The sequence below is a fragment of the Bacillus sp. LR_5 genome, assembly GCF_042709275.1.
The window spans coordinates 1-19,545 of the sequence record NZ_JAVAXX010000104.1; the positions used below are offsets into that span (position 1 = coordinate 1).

18 protein-coding genes and 1 pseudogene are annotated in these 19,545 nt (G+C 46.4%); 4 read left to right on the top strand and 15 right to left on the bottom strand.

Going from position 1 to position 19,545, the window contains the following annotated elements; genetic code table 11:
- Window positions 1–113: 113 nt before the first annotated feature.
- Window positions 114–632 (bottom strand): acyl-CoA thioesterase, encoded by a 519-nt coding sequence (locus tag RAC86_RS19580; RefSeq protein ID WP_003244690.1) that lies wholly within the window; start codon window positions 630–632, stop codon window positions 114–116.
- Between the two features lie 159 nt (window positions 633–791).
- On the opposite strand from RAC86_RS19580, the gene RAC86_RS19585 reads away from it, so the two are divergent.
- On the top strand, window positions 792–1,652 hold the full coding sequence (locus tag RAC86_RS19585; RefSeq protein WP_003245320.1) for a dimethylarginine dimethylaminohydrolase family protein: 861 nt from the start codon (window positions 792–794) through the stop codon (window positions 1,650–1,652).
- Between the two features lie 89 nt (window positions 1,653–1,741).
- Window positions 1,742–2,791, top strand: coding sequence for a 6-phosphogluconolactonase (gene pgl, locus RAC86_RS19590; protein WP_003244689.1), 1,050 nt, complete (start codon window positions 1,742–1,744; stop codon window positions 2,789–2,791).
- A gap of 42 nt (window positions 2,792–2,833) precedes the next feature.
- Here the strand turns inward: pgl and RAC86_RS19595 are convergent, their stop codons facing one another.
- The 10 genes from RAC86_RS19595 to proG form a co-directional block, all read right to left on the bottom strand.
- Window positions 2,834–3,823 (bottom strand): ABC transporter ATP-binding protein, encoded by a 990-nt coding sequence (locus tag RAC86_RS19595; protein ID WP_009967074.1) that lies wholly within the window; start codon window positions 3,821–3,823, stop codon window positions 2,834–2,836.
- Between the two features lie 12 nt (window positions 3,824–3,835).
- Window positions 3,836–4,726, bottom strand: a complete 891-nt coding sequence (eepC, locus tag RAC86_RS19600) for a gamma-D-glutamyl-L-lysine dipeptidyl-peptidase (RefSeq protein ID WP_003245577.1) — start codon at window positions 4,724–4,726, stop codon at window positions 3,836–3,838.
- Complete coding sequence (ykfB, locus tag RAC86_RS19605) at window positions 4,723–5,823, bottom strand: L-Ala-D/L-Glu epimerase (RefSeq protein ID WP_003244980.1); 1,101 nt, start codon at window positions 5,821–5,823, stop codon at window positions 4,723–4,725. Before ykfB ends, eepC begins: the two co-directional genes overlap by 4 nt.
- The gene (locus RAC86_RS19610; protein ID WP_009967072.1) at window positions 5,820–6,779 is read right to left on the bottom strand and encodes a S66 peptidase family protein; all 960 of its coding nucleotides are present in this window, start codon (window positions 6,777–6,779) and stop codon (window positions 5,820–5,822) included. Before RAC86_RS19610 ends, ykfB begins: the two co-directional genes overlap by 4 nt.
- 87 nt (window positions 6,780–6,866) lie before the next feature.
- Window positions 6,867–8,516 carry a dipeptide ABC transporter substrate-binding protein DppE gene (dppE, locus tag RAC86_RS19615; protein ID WP_072174130.1) on the bottom strand — a complete coding sequence of 550 codons (1,650 nt, stop codon included), beginning with the start codon at window positions 8,514–8,516 and terminating at the stop codon, window positions 6,867–6,869.
- A 2-nt stretch (window positions 8,517–8,518) separates the two neighbouring features.
- Window positions 8,519–9,526, bottom strand: coding sequence for a dipeptide ABC transporter ATP-binding subunit DppD (gene dppD / locus RAC86_RS19620; RefSeq protein ID WP_029727040.1), 1,008 nt, complete (start codon window positions 9,524–9,526; stop codon window positions 8,519–8,521).
- Between the two features lie 4 nt (window positions 9,527–9,530).
- A complete protein-coding gene (gene dppC, locus RAC86_RS19625; RefSeq protein ID WP_029727041.1) occupies window positions 9,531–10,493 on the bottom strand; it encodes a dipeptide ABC transporter permease DppC in 963 nt (320 codons plus the stop codon).
- 5 nt (window positions 10,494–10,498) lie between these two features.
- On the bottom strand, window positions 10,499–11,425 hold the full coding sequence (gene dppB, locus RAC86_RS19630) for a dipeptide ABC transporter permease DppB (protein ID WP_003245446.1): 927 nt from the start codon (window positions 11,423–11,425) through the stop codon (window positions 10,499–10,501).
- Between the two features lie 16 nt (window positions 11,426–11,441).
- Window positions 11,442–12,266 (bottom strand): D-aminopeptidase DppA, encoded by an 825-nt coding sequence (gene dppA / locus RAC86_RS19635; RefSeq protein ID WP_014479576.1) that lies wholly within the window; start codon window positions 12,264–12,266, stop codon window positions 11,442–11,444.
- A gap of 128 nt (window positions 12,267–12,394) precedes the next feature.
- A complete protein-coding gene (proG, locus tag RAC86_RS19640; RefSeq protein ID WP_029727042.1) occupies window positions 12,395–13,213 on the bottom strand; it encodes a pyrroline-5-carboxylate reductase ProG in 819 nt (272 codons plus the stop codon).
- A gap of 168 nt (window positions 13,214–13,381) precedes the next feature.
- Between proG and htrA the strand changes: the two genes are divergently transcribed.
- The gene (gene htrA, locus RAC86_RS19645) at window positions 13,382–14,734 is read left to right on the top strand and encodes a serine protease HtrA (protein WP_377885958.1); all 1,353 of its coding nucleotides are present in this window, start codon (window positions 13,382–13,384) and stop codon (window positions 14,732–14,734) included.
- A gap of 157 nt (window positions 14,735–14,891) precedes the next feature.
- Entirely contained in the window at window positions 14,892–15,086 is a 195-nt protein-coding gene (locus RAC86_RS19650; RefSeq protein WP_033884949.1) for a hypothetical protein, read from the top strand.
- A gap of 164 nt (window positions 15,087–15,250) precedes the next feature.
- On the opposite strand, the gene RAC86_RS19655 is transcribed toward RAC86_RS19650, so the two are convergent.
- The 4 genes and pseudogenes from RAC86_RS19655 to RAC86_RS19670 all read right to left on the bottom strand — a co-directional run.
- Window positions 15,251–16,222 (bottom strand): glycosyltransferase family 2 protein, encoded by a 972-nt coding sequence (locus RAC86_RS19655; RefSeq protein WP_080529231.1) that lies wholly within the window; start codon window positions 16,220–16,222, stop codon window positions 15,251–15,253.
- A gap of 11 nt (window positions 16,223–16,233) precedes the next feature.
- Window positions 16,234–18,384, bottom strand: a complete 2,151-nt coding sequence (locus tag RAC86_RS19660) for a glycosyltransferase family 39 protein (RefSeq protein ID WP_015715746.1) — start codon at window positions 18,382–18,384, stop codon at window positions 16,234–16,236.
- Window positions 18,385–18,396: 12 nt separating this feature from the next.
- A pseudogene (locus tag RAC86_RS19665) lies at window positions 18,397–18,492 on the bottom strand (hypothetical protein); the annotation flags it as partial.
- 108 nt (window positions 18,493–18,600) lie between these two features.
- The coding region (locus tag RAC86_RS19670) for a ring-cleaving dioxygenase (protein WP_377885959.1) at window positions 18,601–19,545 on the bottom strand (945 nt) is incomplete at its 5' end.

Consider the following 19,545-nt stretch of genomic DNA (forward strand, 5'->3'; position numbering starts at 1 on the left):
GACATTTGTTGCTTTTTTATAGAATCCCCTAGCAAAAACGGACTAACCATTGTAATAATCACCATTGAAAAGTACAAAAAAACCCAAAACAACTTATGTTTTGGGTTTAACGTTCACCAAGGCTTATCAGTTCCGAGCGCATTTGCAAGCGCCTGGCTGTGTCTCTTGCGGTTCTTACGTTCATTAGCACGCTGTACAGCTGTATTATGCAGCATGATTTCTTCTTCTGTTTCCGGTACAACCCTCGGTACAGGCACCGGCTTGCCATTTGAATCTAATGCGACAAATGTCAAAAAGGATGTGGCAGCGAGTTCCCGTTCGCCAGTCATCAAATGCTCCTTAATAACTTTCACAAATACTTCCATGGAAGATGTGCCGACCCATGTCACATATGACTCTAGGCAGACAGAATCCTTTTGCCCGATCGGCTTTAAAAAATCTACAGAATCCATTGAAGCTGTTACCGTTTCACGTCTGCAATGGCGCGCCGCTGAAATAGAGGCAATGTCGTCTATGTAGCTCATTAATTTTCCGCCAAACAGCGTATTATGGTTGTTCGTGTCAAGCGGGAACACCCTGCTGGTTTTCACAACCTTTGACTCTTTACAAAATCTTGTTTCCGGTGTTTCCATACCTTTCTCCCCTTTGATGTCTGATCTTTTAGCTAAATGCACTTATATTCTCCTATTAAACAATATTCTCTTCCATTTGTCTAAAATTTAAAATGGTTTAATGATTTTCATGATGAGGGAATAATAAATGTATTCTTCACACTTTAGGAGGAAAAACAAATGGACGTATCCATCCCGAAATCTCAGCACAAAACGGTATGCCGAACGGAATACGGCACACTTCAAAAAGTGATCTTATGCAAACCTGAGCACATGACCATAAAAGATGTTATAAACGAAACACAAAAACATTTTGAAGATGACAATATTCATGTAAAAACCGCTAACGACCAGCACAGCCGCTTAGTGGAGGCACTTAGGTCACACAACGTTGAGGTCGTCCTTTTGCCCGTTCGCGACGGACTCCCAGAACAGGTTTTTACTAGGGACATAGGATTTGTCATCGGAGAAAAAGCCTTTCTGTCAAGCATGACTGAACCGATTCGCCAAGGAGAAGAAGCCGTTATAAAAGATTTTTTTCACAGCCAAGGTATCTCTTACACCCGCATGCTTGATACGAGTATTGAAGGCGGAGACGTCATTATCGATGATGACATTGTCTATGTCGGAATCAGCCAGCGCACCGACATTTCAGCTATCGGCCAGCTGGAAGAGGCACTTCCTGAATATACGATCGTTCCAGTGAAGCTTCATGAAAAATTTTTGCATTTGGACTGCGTATTTAACATTATATCTGAAAGCGAAGCGTTAATTTATTCACAGGCCATTGAGCCAGATGCAGCCGATATGCTGGCAAAACGTTATGATCTTATTGAGGTGCCCGAGGACGAACAATTTACGCTTGGCACCAACGTCCTTTCAATCGGAAAAAAAACGATCATCAGTCTCCCTGGCAACCGCCATGTCAATCAACAGCTATCGAAAAGAGGCTATCACATTATCGAAATTGACCTGTCAGAAATTATTAAATCAGGCGGCTCCTTCAGGTGCTGCACAATGCCGCTGATTCGAGGCGAATGAAGAATCTTCCCCTTTTTCATGTTTTGAACAGCTTATTTTATCAAGATACGTTAATATAGAGGTGACATCATTTTTAAGGGGGAAATCGCATGACAAAATACATAGGATATGTGGGAACATATACAAAAGGCGGAAGCGAAGGAATTTATTCATTTGAGCTTGATACTGAGAAAAAAGCACTCAGCGAGCCAAAGCTGGCCGCTAAGCTGGGCAACCCGACATATGTGGCGACGAATAAAAACAACACCATCCTTTATTCCATCGAAAAAGCAGACGGCCAAGGCGGAGTTGCTGCCTATCAAATCGATAAAAACAGCGGCGAATTGACATTTCTGAATCATCAGTTAATTGATGGCCCTTCGCCATGCCACGTAAGCGTTGATGATCAAAATCAATTCGTACTGACTGCCAATTATCACAGCGGGAAGGTACACGTTTTTCCGGTTCAGGAAGACGGCAGCTTGCAATCACCTGTTTCAGAGGCCGCTCACACAGGAAAAGGGCCGCACGAAAGACAAGAAAAACCGCATACACACTACGCGGGGTTCACACCTGAACACAATTATGTGGTAGCGGTTGATTTAGGTATAGATAAGCTCTACACCTATAAGCTTAAAGACGGTGTGTTGACTGAATCCGGAAGCCATTCCTTCGCTCCCGGTGCAGGACCTCGCCATATCGCTTTTCATCCGAAAGAAAAATACGCTTATGTCATGACAGAATTAAGCAATGAAGTGATTGCGCTTGAATACAACCCGACAGCCGGCGAATTTAGAGAAATCCAAGTCGTTTCTGCCATCCCTGATGATTTTACAGATAACAGCCAGGGAAGCGCAATACATGTCACGCAGGACGGACGTTTTGTTTATGTCGCAAACCGCGGCCATGACAGTATCGCCGTATTTGAAGTGAATCAATATTCAGGAGAGCTGGCTTTCGTAGAAAGAGTGTCGACAGAAGGAAACTGGCCTCGTGACTTTGTATTTGACCCAACGGAAGGGTTCCTCGTTGCTTCAAATGAAGAAACAGGCAACCTTGTCTTGTTTGAAAGAGACAAAGAAACCGGCCGATTGACACTCCTCCCATCAACGGTTTCTGTCCCTTACCCGGTTTGTGTAAAGTTTTTACATCAAGTATAAACAAATGGAGTGGCTCTAGTAAAAAGGAGCCACTCTTTTTATTTATCTTACTTTTTCCTTCGTTTCAGCATTTCGATACAAATGGCAAGCGACAAAACGGCCGGGTTCGATTTCTTGAAGCTGGGGACGAGATTCTCCACATTCAGGCATCGCCTCCGGACAGCGGGTACGAAACACGCAGCCGCTTGGCGGATTGACCGGGCTCGGCAGCTCCCCTTTCAAGAGAATACGCTCACGCTTGTCCTCCAATTCAGGATCTGGAATCGGAATCGAGGACAAAAGCGCCTTTGTATAGGGATGGAGCGGTTCACGATACAAGGTGCCGCTCTCTGTAATTTCCATCATGTGCCCTAAGTACATAACACCGATCCTGTCACTGATATGCTTCACCATCGAAAGATCATGGGCAATGAATAAAAACGTAAGCCCTTTCTCTTTTTGAAGCCGCTTCAGCAGGTTGACCACCTGCGCTTGAACAGAGACATCAAGTGCAGAAATCGGTTCGTCCGCCACGATAAATTCAGGATTCAGCGACAGTGCTCTCGCAATCCCGATTCTCTGCCTTTGCCCGCCGCTGAATTCATGCGGATAACGGCTGCCAAAATCGGGGTGAAGCCCAACTGCCTCAAGCAGCTCGTCCACGACGAGAAGCCGTGCTTTATGGGTATTGTAGAGATTATGAATCTCCATCGGCTCCAAAATAATTTCTCGAACGGTCATGCGCGGGTTAAGTGAAGCATAAGGGTCCTGAAAAATCATCTGCAGTTTGCGGTTGAAGGCAAACTGCTCTTTTTCACTTAGTGCATGAAGATTTGTGCCGCGGTATGTCACGCTTCCTTCTGTCGGCTGATAAAGGCGCATCAGCACTCTCCCCAAGGTTGATTTCCCGCACCCTGATTCCCCGACTAGCCCGAACGTTTCTCCTTCACGAATCTGAAAGGTGACCCCGTCGACAGCTTTGACTGTCCGCTTTTTCCCTGCGTCAAAATGCATTTTCAGCTGGCTGACCTCTAACAAAGGCAGTCGCCTCATTTGTCTCCCTCCTTATTCTGAAAAACAGCGGCGCACCGCACATAATTCTTTTTCATAGATTGTCTCTGTTAATGTGAGGATTTCGATTGACTTCCCTGTCTTTGGAGAATGAAGCATTTTCCCGCCGCCTACATACAGACCGACGTGATGAATCGCTCCTTTTCCTTCCTCATAAGCAAAAAACAGCAGATCACCGGCTTTCATATCATCAAGCGGGACACCCTTCCCTGCCTTAGCCTGATCTCCCGCATCACGGGGGATGCTGTATCCATTCGCCTTAAATATACTGTACATAAATCCGGAGCAATCAAACCCAAACCCGCTGATCCCTCCCCACAGGTAGGGAAGGCCAAGAAAAAACGCACCCGTTTGAATGATGTCTTCAGCAGTCCCTTTCTGTTGGCTGACAGGCACTGCATCACTTTGCCTCACAAACCTTTCCCCAAAAACGGTCGAAACCTTAAAATATCCGTTTTCTTTTGCAATAAGGGGCAGAACTGTCAAAAAGCTTAATTCGATCTCCTTTTCCCCATTGCTTCTGTACAAAAAGGCAGCAGGTTTGCTGATCATCACATCGTGTTGTGTATGGATGGGCTTTGTTTTTTCCAGCTGGTACTTTTTCATCCAGCCCGGGTATCCGCGCGGATCCTTTCGGGATGGCTGGCTAGGCACGATCACAGAAACCCATTCCCCCTGTTCCGCCGTCACAAGTACCTTTTCGCCAAAGAGAACCTGAGTTTGGATTACATTGTCTGTACATAATCCAAGCCGTTCATCATACGTCATGCGCTCCAGCCAGTCTCTGATCATTACAGTCGGTTGAAGCATGAATTGATCAGACGGACGAGGTGAATCAGGCGCTGTCCAGATGTTGGCCACTGCTGATATGACAGTGTGCATCATTGCTCTTTTTCCCCTTTCAAAAGCGCAGCCCCGATGATTCCGAGGCCCGGTTTGCCAGGCATCGAAATCGTGCTGCCGCTATATGTTATGCCGCCATTGAATACATCTGTTTTCAGCATCAGCGGCGCGTCAAAATCAAAGCGTGTGATGTTTCTCTTGCTTGCCGCAAAATGCGCCGCGGCCGTAATGCCCAGCTTCGTTTCGATCATGCTGCCGACCATACACTCCACCCCGCAGGCCTCCGCCATGGCATTAATTTTCTCTGCTCCGCTGATGCCGCCCGCTTTCATCAATTTAATATTGATCAAGTCTGCGCTCCGGGTTTGCAGAACTTCGAACGCCTGGCGCGGTGTAAAAACACTTTCATCAGCCATAATCGGCGTATCTGTTGCATCTGTCACCTTTTTAAGCCCAGCGAGATCATCTTTATGGACAGGCTGCTCGACAAGCTCAATGCCTAGGCCCGCATCCTCCATTTTCCGAATGGCAGTTACCGCTTCCTTCGGCCTCCACCCCTGATTAGCGTCTAAACGCAGTTTCACAGCTGATCCGACACGTTTTCTGATTTCCTGGATACGGGCGATATCTGTTGCAATATCATCTTTTCCGACCTTTATTTTCAGCGTTTGAAAGCCTTGTTTGAGATAATTCTCGGCATCAGCTGCCATCTCTTCAGGTGAGTTGACACTGACAGTATAATCTGTTTCCAGCGTATCTCGATATCCGCCAAGCATTTGATAAAGCGGCAGCCCGCACATCTGCGCCCAGCCGTCGTATAGAGCCATTTCTACAGCAGCCTTCGCGCTCATATTTCCTGTAAGAAGATGCTGGATGTCGTGCAGAATGGCCTCATAGCCCGCCAGGCTTTTTCCAAGCAATGCCGGCTTCAACACATGGTGGATGGCACTTTCAATGCTATCCATGCTGTCTCCTGTAATCACTAACGTCGGGGGTGCTTCTCCCCATCCGACTGCACCGCTGTCATAAGTAATCCTTACTATGACTGATTCAGCCGTATACACAGTGCGAAGTGCGGTTTTAAACGGCTTTGTCAGCGGGACAGCGATTCGGCTTGTTTCGATTCGAATGATTTTCATGTCTTCAGCGCCCCTTCTGAAACGCCCGCCTCTATTACGGCTGTTTTTTCTGCTGTATTCATAGCAGCTTTCGCACCGATCGGAACGGCAATACTTGGCGAGCAGTGGCCGATTTTAAATCCTCTCAGAGCAGGCCTGCCCGCAGAAATAATATAGTCTTCCAGCACCTGCTCAAGCGAGAGAGACTTCTCTCGCTTCACCGGGACACAATTGTGAAAATCACAAACTAGAATTCCCGCCGCGTCCGTCAGCTTCCCCCCCATTTTCAGCTGATTCAGCATCCGGTCGATTTGATAAGGCTCCTCGTCAATATCTTCAATAAACAGAAGCTTTCCTCTCGTATCAATTTCAAATGGCGTGCCCAGTGTAGACGTCAGCAAAGACAGATTTCCCCCGACAAGCTCGCCTTCCGCTTTTCCAGGAACAAGCTCGGTCAGCGGAGAAAGCTCTTCTGTATAGGTGAATTCCGTCTCCTGGAAGAGCTGCTTATATGACGCTTTTGTCAGCGGGTGAACGTCGTCAAGGCCAATATCCGTGCTGAGCATCGGGCCATGGAAAGTGACAAGACCTGTGTTTTGATGAATGGCAGTATGTAAAAACGTAATATCGCTGTATCCCCAAAAGATTTTAGGGTGTTTGCGGATCAAGCTGAAATCAATGCCCGCGGCGATACGTCCTGTCCCAAAACCCCCGCATGCGCACAACACTGCTTTTACCTCATCGTCTCTGAACATCTCATGGAGATCCGCCAGCCGCTCATCATCCTGTCCCGCTAAATAGCCGTGCTGGTTTTTCAGCGCCTTGCCCAACTTCACCTGAAGACCGAGCTCTTCTAAAAATAAAAGCGCGGTGTCAAGCTTTTTTGGATCCGGCGGACTTGCGGGCGCGATCACTCCGACTGTATCACCCTTGTTCAACGCTTTCGGCTTGTAATTCAACGAAAACACTCCTTTCATTTGCTCTGCACCCTACGTATACGTGCAAGAAAGAGAAAAAATACCGCTCCTTCGCATAAAGAAGCAGTATTTCCTCAATCACCGCCATCAGTTTTTATCTGCCCATTTTAAGTCGATATAGCCGACAGGGTGACGGACAATTCCCTTTACTTGTTCATTTTGCAGGTGAACCTGATTATAAAAATAAACCGGGATGATCGGCGCTTCATTGATGAGCAGCTCTTCAGCTTGATGCATAAGAGAGAACCGTGTTTTTTCATCGGCTTCATTTTTCGCCTGTTTGATCAGCTGATCGTATTCTTTATTGGCCCAGCCTGTGCGGTTCATCGAATTACCCGTTTGAAAGGCTTCCAGAAAACTGATAGGGTCCGCATAATCAGGCAAAAATGAGCTTTGAGAGAATTGGAATTTCAGCGCTTTTTGATCCTCTAAAAATACGTTCCATTCCATATTGGCCAGCTTTACATCGACTCCAAGGCTATTTTTCAATTTTTGCTGAATAGCTTCGGCAATCTTTTTATGCTCCGGCTTTGTGCTGTAAGTAAGCGTGATCGCAGGAAGCTTATTATAGTTTTCTTCCTTCATGCCCTTTTCTAGCAGCTGCTTCGCTTTGCTTTCGTTAGGCTTGATCAAGTCTCCGCCTGCTTCACGGAAATCTTTGCCGTCAGGCTGCGTAAACCCAGGCGATACAAAGGCGCGCGCCGGTTTTTCATTATTTTTCGTGACGTACTTTACAATTTCCTCTTGATCCACAGCCATCGCAAAGGCTTTTCTGATGTTTTCATTTTGGAATGGCTCCATGTTGACATTAAATCGATAGAAATAGAGACCCGCCTGGTCAACAATATTGACGTTATCCTGATCAAGCAGCTGATCACTCAGCTCAGCAGGGACATAAGCGGTATCAAGTTCCCCTGATTGAAACATCTGGTAATCTGTATTTCTGTCACTGACCATCGCCCATTTCACCTTATCAAGCTTCACTGTATCTTTATCCCAATACGTGTCGCTTTTCTCCATTGTGATGCTGTCATCATGCTTCCATTCCGTCAGCTTAAACGGGCCGTTTCCGACAAATGTATCTGCCTCAGCAAACCACTTCGGATTGTCTTTATCGACCTTTTCATTTACCGGAAAATACGCAGGATTGGACACAACGCTCAGAAAATATTTTTGCGGTGCTTCCAGTGTAACTTCAAGGGTTCGATCATCCTTTGCCGTCACCTTCACATCGTCTTTTTTCCCTTTCCCGCTGTTATATGCTTCGCCGCCTTCAATAAAATAACCTAGGAATGCCGATGAAGCGCCTTTTTTCGGATCAAGCATCCGCTTCCACGCGTATTCGAAGTCTCCGGCTGTTACAGGATCTCCGTTTGTCCATTTCGCATTTTCCCGAATCGTAAATGTGTAAGTTTTATTATCTTTCGAAACAGACCATTTCTCCGCCATTGCCGGCTCGGGCTCATGATCTTTGCCAAGACGCGTCAGCCCCTCCATGATGTTATTTAACGGCTGCCATGACACATTATTAAAGCCGATCGGCGGATCGAATGAAGTCGGTTCATTTTCATTATTTACATACAGCACCTTTTCTCCGCTGGTTTTTGCCTTGTCATGACTGCCTTCTTTTCCGGCCTGTTCATTTGCTGTGCACCCCATCAGCGCAAACGAAAGTCCTAATGCAAGACCCATGCCCCATAGCTTTTTCACTCGTTTCATCCTCTTCCCCCTTTTCATGTTCAATCCTTCGCATCTCCTGACAGCACCGCATGCTCTGCTCGTTGATCCTGCAGCCAGCAGTTGACGGTGTGCGAGTCAGATCTGATCGTCTGGCCCGGGTACACCCTGTCACACACAACCATCCTGTTCGGACAGCGGGCGGCAAACGGGCAGCCCGGCGGAGGCGAAAATAAATCCGGCGGCGTTCCGTCGATCGGGATCAGCTCCGCTCCATCTAAATCCAGCCGCGGGACAGAAGCCAGCAGTCCTTTTGTATAAGGGTGCTGCGGCTGATAAAAAATATCTTTTCTCGTGCCGATTTCCGCCATTTTCCCGGCATACATGACTGCGACTCTGTCAGCTACCTGGGCAACGACCCCTAAATCATGTGTAATCAGGATGACAGACACATTCGTTTTTCTCTGAATCTCTTTAAACAGCTCTAAAATCTGTGCCTGAATGGTTACATCCAGGGCGGTGGTCGGTTCATCCGCAATTAAGATGTCAGGCTCGCAAATCAGCGCCATCGCAATGACAATCCGCTGTCTCATGCCGCCGCTGAATTGGTGGGGATATTGCTTTAGGCGCTCTTCGGGATCTGGAATACCAACCAATGACAGCATGGAAAGCACCTCTTTCCGTGCCGCTTTTTTGCTCATTTTTTTGTGGCGCAATAGCGCTTCCCCCAGCTGGTCGCCGACAGTCAGCGTAGGGTTTAACGCCGTCATCGGGTCTTGAAAAATCATAGAAATGTCGGCTCCCCTTATACCTCTCATTTCTTTGTCAGAGAGACGGCAAAGGTCTTTGTTTTTAAATAGAATGCTGCCGTCTGTCACCTTCGCCGAATAAGGCGGAAGCAGGCCCATGATGCTTTGGGAGGTAACGCTTTTGCCGCAGCCGGATTCGCCGACGATCGCAAAGGTTTCTCCTTTATACAAATCAAAGCTCACCCCTCTGACCGCCTGAACCGTCCCGCCGTAAGTCGTAAAAGACACGTGCAGATTTTGGACTGACAGAACTTTTTCCATACAGCTACCTCCTCAGCTTAGGGTCAAGCGCATCCTGCAATCCGTCCCCCAGCACATTAAACGCGTACATCGTCAGAGATATGAAAAAGGCCGGAAAAAACAGGCGCCACCAATGCCCAGATAAAATCGTGGGCAGGCCGTCATTCGCCATCACGCCCCAACTTGCAAACGGAGCCTGTATGCCGAGGCCGAGAAAGCTTAAAAATGATTCTGCGAATATGGCGGCAGGTACGGTTAATGTCATTTGTACGATGATCGCCCCCATAGTATTCGGCAGCAAATTCTTTCGGATGATGCGAAAGGTTTTCGCGCCAAAGGTTTTCGAGGCGAGTACATATTCATAATTTTTAATCTGAAGCACCTGGCCTCTTACAATTCTCGCCATGCCGACCCACCCGGTCACAGTCAGCGCCACAATAATCGTGCCCAGTCCCGGTCCCATGAGCACCATCAGCAAAATGACAACAAGCAGGTACGGCAGGCCGTACAGCACTTCGATAATCCGCATCATAATGCTGTCAACCCTGCCGCCTTTATAGCCGGCAACGCCTCCGTAAATGACACCGATCAAAAAATCAATCAGTGCTGCCATCACGCCGACAAACAACGAGATTCTCGCGCCATACCATGTTCGGGTAAACACATCCCGGCCGAGTTCATCGGTGCCGAACCAATGATCGGCTGAGGGCGGAAGATTTTGTTCTGTCAGCGATTGGCGTACGACACTATGGGGCGATAAAAAGGGCCCGATAACTGCCATGACAAAAAGAAATAAAAGAATAAAGAGTCCGGCCATCGCTAATTTATTTTTTTTCAGCCTCCTCCAGGCATCCTGCGTGTATGACAAACTCGGCCGCTTGACCGAATCGGCTTCCCGATTTTTTTCCTGATTCAAGACAAACCACTCATCAGGCACCTGATTGTGCTGTTCTGGCTGGCGTTCATCCGTTTGTACAGGGAGATTCACACGCTTCACCCTTTCTTATGCAGTTTAATGCGCGGGTCTAAGAGACCGTAGGCCAAATCGACCAAAAACAGCATGATAATCAGAATGACGCTGTAAAAAACGGTCGTTCCCATAATCACGGGATAGTCCCGCTGATTAATGCTTTCAACAAAATATTTTCCCATTCCCGGAATGGCAAAGATTTTTTCAATGACAAAGCTTCCTGTTAAGATGCTGGCGACGAGTGTGCCCAGGACGGTAATGACGGGCATGAGTGCATTTCTGAGTGCGTGTTTTACGATAATTTTGAATGGAGAAAGCCCTTTTGCTTTTGCTGTGCGGATATAATCCTGTGTCAGAACTTCGACCATGCTCGACCGTGTCAGCCTGGCAATGATCGCCATTGGCCCTACAGCAAGCGCTGCGGTCGGAAGCACCATATGAATCGGGCTCGTCCATGTCGCAGCAGGAAATAGTTTGAGATTGACAGCAAATTGCTGAATGAGCAATGTTGCCAGAATAAAATTCGGGATGGAGATGCCGAGTACTGCAAGACTCATCGCGGCGTAGTCCAAAAAGCCATTGCGGCGGAGTGCAGCGATTACGCCCAGCACCAGCCCAGAAATCACAGCAATGACAATCGCTGTCATCCCAAGCTCAAAGGAAACGGGAAATCCGCGTTCCAGCATATCATTTACGCTGTCCGACGGTTTTTTAATTGAAGGTCCGAAATCGAATGTAATGATGGATTTTAAGTAGAAAATGTATTGGAAAATGAGAGGATCGTCTAAGTGATAGTAGGCTTCGAGATTTTTTTGAACGGCTTCATTTGTGCCTCTCTCCTCGTTAAAAGGAGATCCGGGAATGACCTTCATGAGAACAAAAGTCAGGGTGGTAATCACCAAAATTGTAGCTGCCATTGCCCAAAAACGCTTTATCATGTATCGCGCCAAAGCCTAAAACACCCCTTTAGCAGAATGATGTCCGCATCGCAAGCTCAGTCATGACAAGCATCGCCTGATAGGCTTCAAGCATGTCCTTCGCCTGAAATTGAACGGTTGTAGTTCCCGTCTTGATTTCCGTTCCCGGCATCAGATTCGCCCATTCTGCTTGGCCATAATTGGCGAATTCAATGCTCAGAACTGGCCTGTCAGGCGGGGTGAGCGGCTTGACTTTGTCCTTGTTTTGCAGGGCAAACGCAGTTTTTTCTGTCAACAGCCGTCCGGCTTTCGCAGGGGACAAGCACTTCACTGCGGATCTTGAAATGGTTTGTTTGACTGCGGCTGTCGTCACGTTCGGGATAAGCTCTTCCGCTTCCTTCGCCGCCCGGTCATCCCCGGCTACCATTAATACCGGGACATCATAATAACCGGCAACGTATGCATTTAATCCAAGCTCACCGACAGGCCGATCGTTTATGTAAAAATGACGGACGCCGAAAATCATGCTGTGTGACATGACACCGGGAGTCGAGGCTCTCGCATGATAACCGAGAAACAAAGCGCCTGTAAACGTATCATCCAGTCCCTCCACCATTGAAAATGGTTTGACGTCACCAGAAATCAAGTCTGCTTCAGGGTGAAGCTTTTCAACCATCAGATTATTCATCTTCGAATGACTGTCATTGACCAGCACCTCGGTACACCCGCTGTTAAACGCTTCAGCAATACAGTAGTTTGCTTCTTCAGTCATGATAAGCCGTCCGCGTTCATAATTCCGCTTGCCGGAATCCACAAAGGTATCGTCCGGAAGACCCGAAATACCTTCCATATCTACTGACATGTACAATTTCATAACGCTCCTCCTTTTTTACTAAATTATGAATATTCCAACAAATTATATTAAAAAAAGAGGAAAAATGCAATATAACTGGGGAAAATCTCAACCATTCAGTGATAAAAAAAGAATCCTCTTTCAAGGATTCATGTCTGTTTACCAACCTGTTCTGTAAGCAGTTCATATTTTTTCAGGGTTCTTTCAAACACCTCATCAAAAACGTCTGGCACAGAGGCGCGTATCACCTCAGCTCCCTCTCCCGTTATTCCGCCTTTGGTTGCGACACGTTCCAGCGTCTCCTCGAAAGACATATTTTTTTCGATCAGCATCTTGCCAGTTCCGTATAGCGAATGAATCAGAAAATCAAAGGCTTCTTCTTTGGACAAGCTGCTGCTTCTGACCGCAGACAGTGCCAGCTCTTCGAAGATTGCCGCTATGAATCCCGGTGCCGAGCTCGTTAAATTGCTGGCGGCATCTAAATTCGATTCTTTGATTTCTCGTACACGGCTGAAAACCGATAACAATTCATTCAGACGTTCTTTTTTCTCTGCAGCCAGTGCTTCACTGTGAACGACAAGTGAGATGCCAGCTTCTGCTTCGGACGTAATGGCAGGAATAACACGTGAGATACCGGCTTCTGTTTCTGCCTCCAAAAGACGCAGCGGCACACCGGCAGCTATGGATACGATGTGAGTATTTCTGTTCACATACGGGTGCAGACGGCGCATTGTTTCGATGACATGGAGCGGCGGGACGCATATCAAAATCAATTGGCACGTATTTGCCCAATTCTCCAACGGATCAGCCGATACGTTTGGATAATCTGACATGAGTGCCCGCAGCCGCTCCCCCTTCGTTCTCGTCTCAATAAATAGCTCATTCTCTTTTATTTGTTCATGTTTCAACAGCTGTCTGGCGATCATATCCGCCATGCTGCCATATCCAATCAATCCAATCTGTTCCATCGACTCAGTCCTTTCATATACAATATGAAGTGTACCGTTTTCCGCACTTTTTCACAATTTCCCATAATCTTTTCATTTTTATCCCACAGTTTTTGTTTATGATAAACTCAAGTCATAAACCTATCAATATAAATAGACATGTGAAAATAGAGAAACGGAGTGAACATGATGGATAACTATCGTGATGAAAACAGAACGAAAGGTAATGAGAATGAGGTCTTTTTAACGAAAGAGAACAACGATCAGAGCACCTCCTACTCGGCCCGCAATGTCATTCATGATCAGGAGAAGAAAAAACGAGGCTTCGGATGGTTCAGACCGTTGCTTGGCGGAGTGATCGGCGGCAGTCTTGCCCTTGGCATTTACACGTTTACACCGCTTGGCGACCATGATTCTCAGGACACTGCAAAACAATCATCCAGCCAGCAGCAAACGCAATCTGTTACAGCAACAAGCACCTCCTCTGAATCTAAAAAAAGCTCAAGCAGCTCATCTGCATTCAAGAGCGAGGACTCTTCTAAAATCTCAGATATGGTAGAAGACCTTTCACCAGCGATTGTCGGTATTACAAATCTTCAGGCACAATCAAACAGCTCTTTGTTCGGCTCTAGTTCTTCTGATTCCAGCGAAGATACAGAAAGCGGTTCAGGGTCAGGTGTCATTTTCAAAAAAGAGAATGGCAAGGCTTATATCATTACAAATAACCACGTCGTAGAAGGGGCATCATCACTGAAGGTATCTTTATATGACGGCACTGAGGTTACTGCAAAGCTGGTAGGCAGTGACTCGTTAACTGATTTAGCCGTCCTCCAAATCAGTGATGACCACGTCACAAAAGTGGCAAACTTCGGTGATTCATCTGATCTCAGAACAGGCGAGACCGTTATTGCGATTGGGGATCCGCTTGGAAAAGATCTGTCCCGCACAGTAACACAAGGAATTGTAAGCGGCGTGGACAGAACGGTTTCAATGTCTACATCAGCCGGCGAAACGAGCATTAACGTCATTCAGACAGACGCAGCAATTAATCCAGGTAACAGCGGCGGTCCTTTGTTAAATACAGACGGCAAAATCGTCGGCATTAACAGTATGAAAATCAGTGAAGATGATGTTGAGGGTATCGGATTTGCCATTCCAAGCAATGACGTAAAACCGATTGCTGAAGAACTGCTGTCTAAAGGCCAAATTGAACGTCCATATATCGGTGTCAGCATGCTTGATCTGGAACAAGTGCCGCAAAATTACCAAGAAGGCACACTCGGCCTGTTCGGCAGCCAGCTGAATAAAGGTGTTTACATCCGTGAGGTCGCTTCAGGCTCTCCTGCGGAAAAGGCCGGATTAAAAGCGGAGGATATTATCATCGGCCTAAAAGGTAAAGAAATTGATACAGGCAGTGAATTGCGCAATATCTTATATAAAGACGCAAAGATCGGTGATACCGTTGAAGTGAAAATTCTCCGAAACGGCAAAGAAATGACGAAAAAAATTAAACTGGATCAAAAAGAAGAGAAAACTTCGTAAGACATAATGCCTCAGGCCGTAAAAGCGGTCTGAGGCTTTTTATTAGATAAAAGACCTAATTGCTCTATGAAACTTTCTGACGAGATATCCGTATATCATACAGATTGACATCATTCTCATCAGATGCTAGAAACATCGTTTGCTAGGAGGCATGAACATGAAAACCGTGGGACTGAGTATGATCTGCGCAGGATTGGCTTTTCTTTTACTGAGCTTTCTTCTCTCTGAATCGACGTTGACGTGGGGAATTGTATTGGGTACCAGTATTCTATTAAACATAACTGGTACGGCTCTAATCATGCGTTTCTTAAAAGCCCCCAATCTAACAGCTGACATGCAGCAAAGCCGATGACGAAATCTTTAAGTTTTGCTGTTTTTATTTCAGCATGACTGAACCGCAGTACAAGCTCACAATCTCTTCTTTACCCAATCTCCATATATCTATCAGCATCTTTTGCTTTAGATCGGGCTCAGAGCATAAAAACCCCCTGTCCATTACGGACAGGGGGTTTGAGGTTATGACATATGCTGGTCTCTATAGAGCCTTTTATTTTCAATTCCATACGATTTTTGGACGATGTAAAGCGGCCTGTCTTTGGCTTCATCGTAGATTCTGCCGATATATTCGCCGATCACGCCCAAAATCAGAAGGACAATGCCGCTGAACAGGAGCTGGATCACAATAAGTGATGACCAGCCGGTAATCGTGCTGTCTGTGAATAGCTTCAGATACAGCACGATAAACATATACATAAATCCAGCACCTGACATTAAAATCCCAGCATAGCTTGCCAGCTTCAGCGGTTTATGTGAAAATGTCGTGATGCCGTCCATTGACAGCTTCAGCATTTTCTTGAGCGGGTACTTTGTTTCTCCGGCAAGCCTTTCATCACGTACATACTCGACCGCTGTCTGTTTAAAGCCCACCCAGCTGACTAGCCCTCTGACAAATGGATTTTTTTCTTTTAATCTCTTCATTTCATCACAGACTTTTCTGTCCATGAGACGAAAATCCCCCGTATCAATCGGGATATCAATATCTGTCATACCGCTGAGAAGCCGGTAAAACATAGCCGCGGTTTGTTTTTTGAAAAAGGTTTCCCCTTTTCGTTTAGTCCGCACGGCGTACACGACCTCATAGCCTTCCTTCCACTTTTCAATCATATCTAAAATCAGTTCAGGAGGGTCCTGCAAATCGGCGTCAATGACGACGATTGCATTCCCCTGTGCATAATCCATACCCGCCGTAATGGCGATCTGGTGTCCAAAATTCCTTGAAAAATCAATAATTTTCACTCTCGGATCGATCAGGCTGTGCTCTCTTAAAATCTCAATACTGCGGTCTTTGCTGCCATCGTTGACAAAAAGCAGCTCGTAGTTTTCCTTCGTTTGATCCATGACCTCTTTTAAGCGCTGATAGGTTTCATGAATGACAAGCTCTTCATTATACACAGGTACAACAATTGAATATTGAATATGTCTGCTCATGTTTTTGCCTCCTATTCATCAGCATGTAGTTCGTATAATGTTGCTGACTGATTCATTCCGCCAGGTCCGCCCATTTTGCCGTTTTCACCTGAAGCCTTGCTGCTTGATGTATCAGCCGAATCAGTATTTTCTGTTTTTTGATCAGAACTTGATTGCCATTTTTCTGATGCTACTTCTTTTCCATTTTTCTCAACCCATTCAACAATGTCATTGTTTCCGCCTCTTCCCATTCCAGAAGCCAAGAAGTATTTCACTTTTCCTTCTTTTACAAGTTTTTTGAATTGAGTCAGTGTGATTGCCGGGTCAGAACCGCTGTATCCACCAATAGCCATGACTGCTTTTTTCGTTTTAATGATATATGGTGCCGCTGTGTTCGAATCGGTTGTGGCAAATAGGTATTCAGCTCCGGAGTTATTCTCCTCTAGATATTTGATCAGTTTTTCATTTACAGTCGCATCAGACATTCCCATGCCTTTTCCGCTCATTGATGCGAGCTGAGGGCCTGTTTCAGGCAGTGAGCTGTTGCCTCCGTACAGAAGTGGCGTACTTGCCCAATAAATCGGCATCACCAGCAATGCGAGGAGAGCTGCAAGTGAAACATAATAACTGAACGGTTTTTGGCGCTGTTTAAACAGCAGCAAAGCAATCGCTGACAACGCGCCGATAACACCTACACCGATGCTCCAGCCTGCACCGATTTGATCGTTGTAGTTTCTGAGAATAAACAATTCAAATCCAGTTGTCGCAATAATTGCTCCCGGCAAAAGCCATGCTTTCCAGCCTGTCTGATTGCGGTACAGATGAACAAGAGCAACCCATCCCGCACCGACAAGAGCCGCAATCGGCGGTGCCAGCATGATGAGATAATAATGATGGAAAAATTCTGCGACACTGAAGAATCCGGCAATCGGTACAAGCCACGCAACCCAGAACACCGTTTCCTTCTGCTCTATAGATAATCTTCTTCTTTCTCTCGCGCCAGCGATCAGTAAGCCTGCGATTCCAAAAATCGCAAATGGCAGAAGCCAGCTGATTTGATCAGATAACTCTTGTTGGAAAAGCCGCAGTGGACCAGGTGTTCCCGTTCCAAACATCCCTGAACCTGATTGCATTTTCGAACCGGTTCCTGTACCGCCTTTCCCTCCGTCTCCGCCGGGTCCGCCTTGGCCGCCATCTCCGCCGCTTGGAGGGCCTCCTTGACCGCCGCTTGGCATTTGGCCATTGGATGGAGGCGCCGCCATATTGCCATTTGAGGATTTACCATCGCTTGATGAGCTGTTGCTTGATGACTGATTAGGCGGTGCTTGAGTGTTATCAGAAGAAGACATTTCTTTTGAAGCGTCTTTGTTTGGCGCACCCTGGCCGCCGCCTGAATTTTGGCCTGTCAGCCGCTGGATTCCGTTATAGCCGAAAGCCAATTCCAAAACAGAGTTGGTTTGGCTGCTTCCGATATAAGGCCGCTTGCTTGCAGGGATATTGTCGACAATGAGCGGCCACGATAACGAAACGGCTGCTAATACGGCTAACGCACTTACCAATGAAACGATTTTTTTCTTGATTGTGGCGTTTGCCGCAATCAGATAGAACAATAAGAAAGCCGGTAAAATCATGTAAGCCTGCAGCATTTTTGTATTAAATCCTACTCCAACAACGAAAAATGCTGCTAACAGCCAGATCAGCTTTCCTTTTCTGATCGCTTTAAAGAGAAGCCATGTAGCAAGCAATAAGAAAAATACCAGTAATGCATCAACATTGTTTGTACGTGCTACAGCTACAGCAATCGGTGTACATGCCATGATGAAAGAGGCAATTCTTGCTGCTGTCTTACCGAATGTCGGTTTTATTAACAGATACATTAAAAGGACAGAACCTACACCAGCAAGTGCCTGAGGCAGGATGACGCTCCAGCCGTGCATACCGAATATAAGTGCGCTGATGGTTTGTATCTGAAACGTAATAGGCGGTTTATCAACCGTTATAAACCCCGCCGCGTCGAATGAGGCATAGAAAAAATTATGAAAGCTTTGCATCATACTTGTGACTGCAGCGGTGTAATAAGGATTCACCGTATCATCATTCCAGATGTTATAGATATTTAAGAATGCAGATGCGAGCAAAATGAGGATGAGGAAAATATCCAGCTCGCGTTTTTTCTTTTCCACGTGTTTTTCACTCCTTTTGGCTAACTTGGAAATAGTGTAACAAGCAAATATGAATAAACTATTAATAAACAAAGACAATATTTTTGCCGAGGCCATTTCATGCCAATCATCCTATATACAGCTGGTTTCTAGCCCTTTCTCCAAATCGTAATCGGCGATGCGTTTTCCCAAAATAAAAAAGCCCTCCGGCGCGCCGGAAGGCAAATGAATCACAATTTATTGGATCGGTTTCAATTTCGCTTCAATTTCTGCTCTTCGATGCTCAAGATATGGCGGAAGAGCGATCGTTTGGCCAAGCTCATCAAGATTTTCATCTACCATAAAGCCCGGTCCGTCCGTTGATAACTCGAACAAAATGCCGTTCGGTTCTCTGAAATACAGCGCCTTGAAATAGTAGCGCTCCACAATGCCGGAATTGCTAAAGCCTTCGCGGCTGATGATCCGGTGCCACCCGGCAAGTTCTTCTTCATCTCTTACCCGAAATGCGACGTGGTGAACACTCCCTTTGCCTTGACGCTCGCGCGGAAGATCGTTTCTTTCTATTAAATGGATTTCCGTTGCAGCACCGCCTTCTCCTGATTCCAGAATAACGGCGGTTCCTTGCCCTTCGACTGGTTCACGGCTGATTTCTGTAAATCCAAGAATATTCGTCAATACGTGTAAAGTTGGTTCAGCATATGGCACAGTCAGTTCAACCGGCCCTAACCCGCGAAACGAAAATTCTTCCGGAATGCCGCTCTGCTCAACAGGCAGGCCATATCCTTTTCCTTCCTCATCAGCAGTCAGCACAAGTCGCTGCCCTTCATGATCTTGAAATGCCAATATGTCACGTCCGGCTCTTTTGGAGATGCCGCTGTGCGTTACTTGCTGCTCTTCAAAACGTTCTTTCCAGTAATGCAGGGCTTCTGTGCTTGGGACGCGCAAACCAATAGAAGAAATACTGTTTGTTCCCGCATGAAACGGTGCAATGCGGGGAATCTCGAAAAACGTCAGCTCAGTTCCCGGGTTTGCCACTTCATCTCCGTAGAACAGATGGTACATTGTCGGTTCATCCTGATTGACGGATTTTTTGACGAGCTTTAATCCTAATACTTTCTTATAGAAATCCAAGTTTTTTTGTGCGTCGGCCGTTAATGCCGATACGTGGTGAATGCCGTTAAC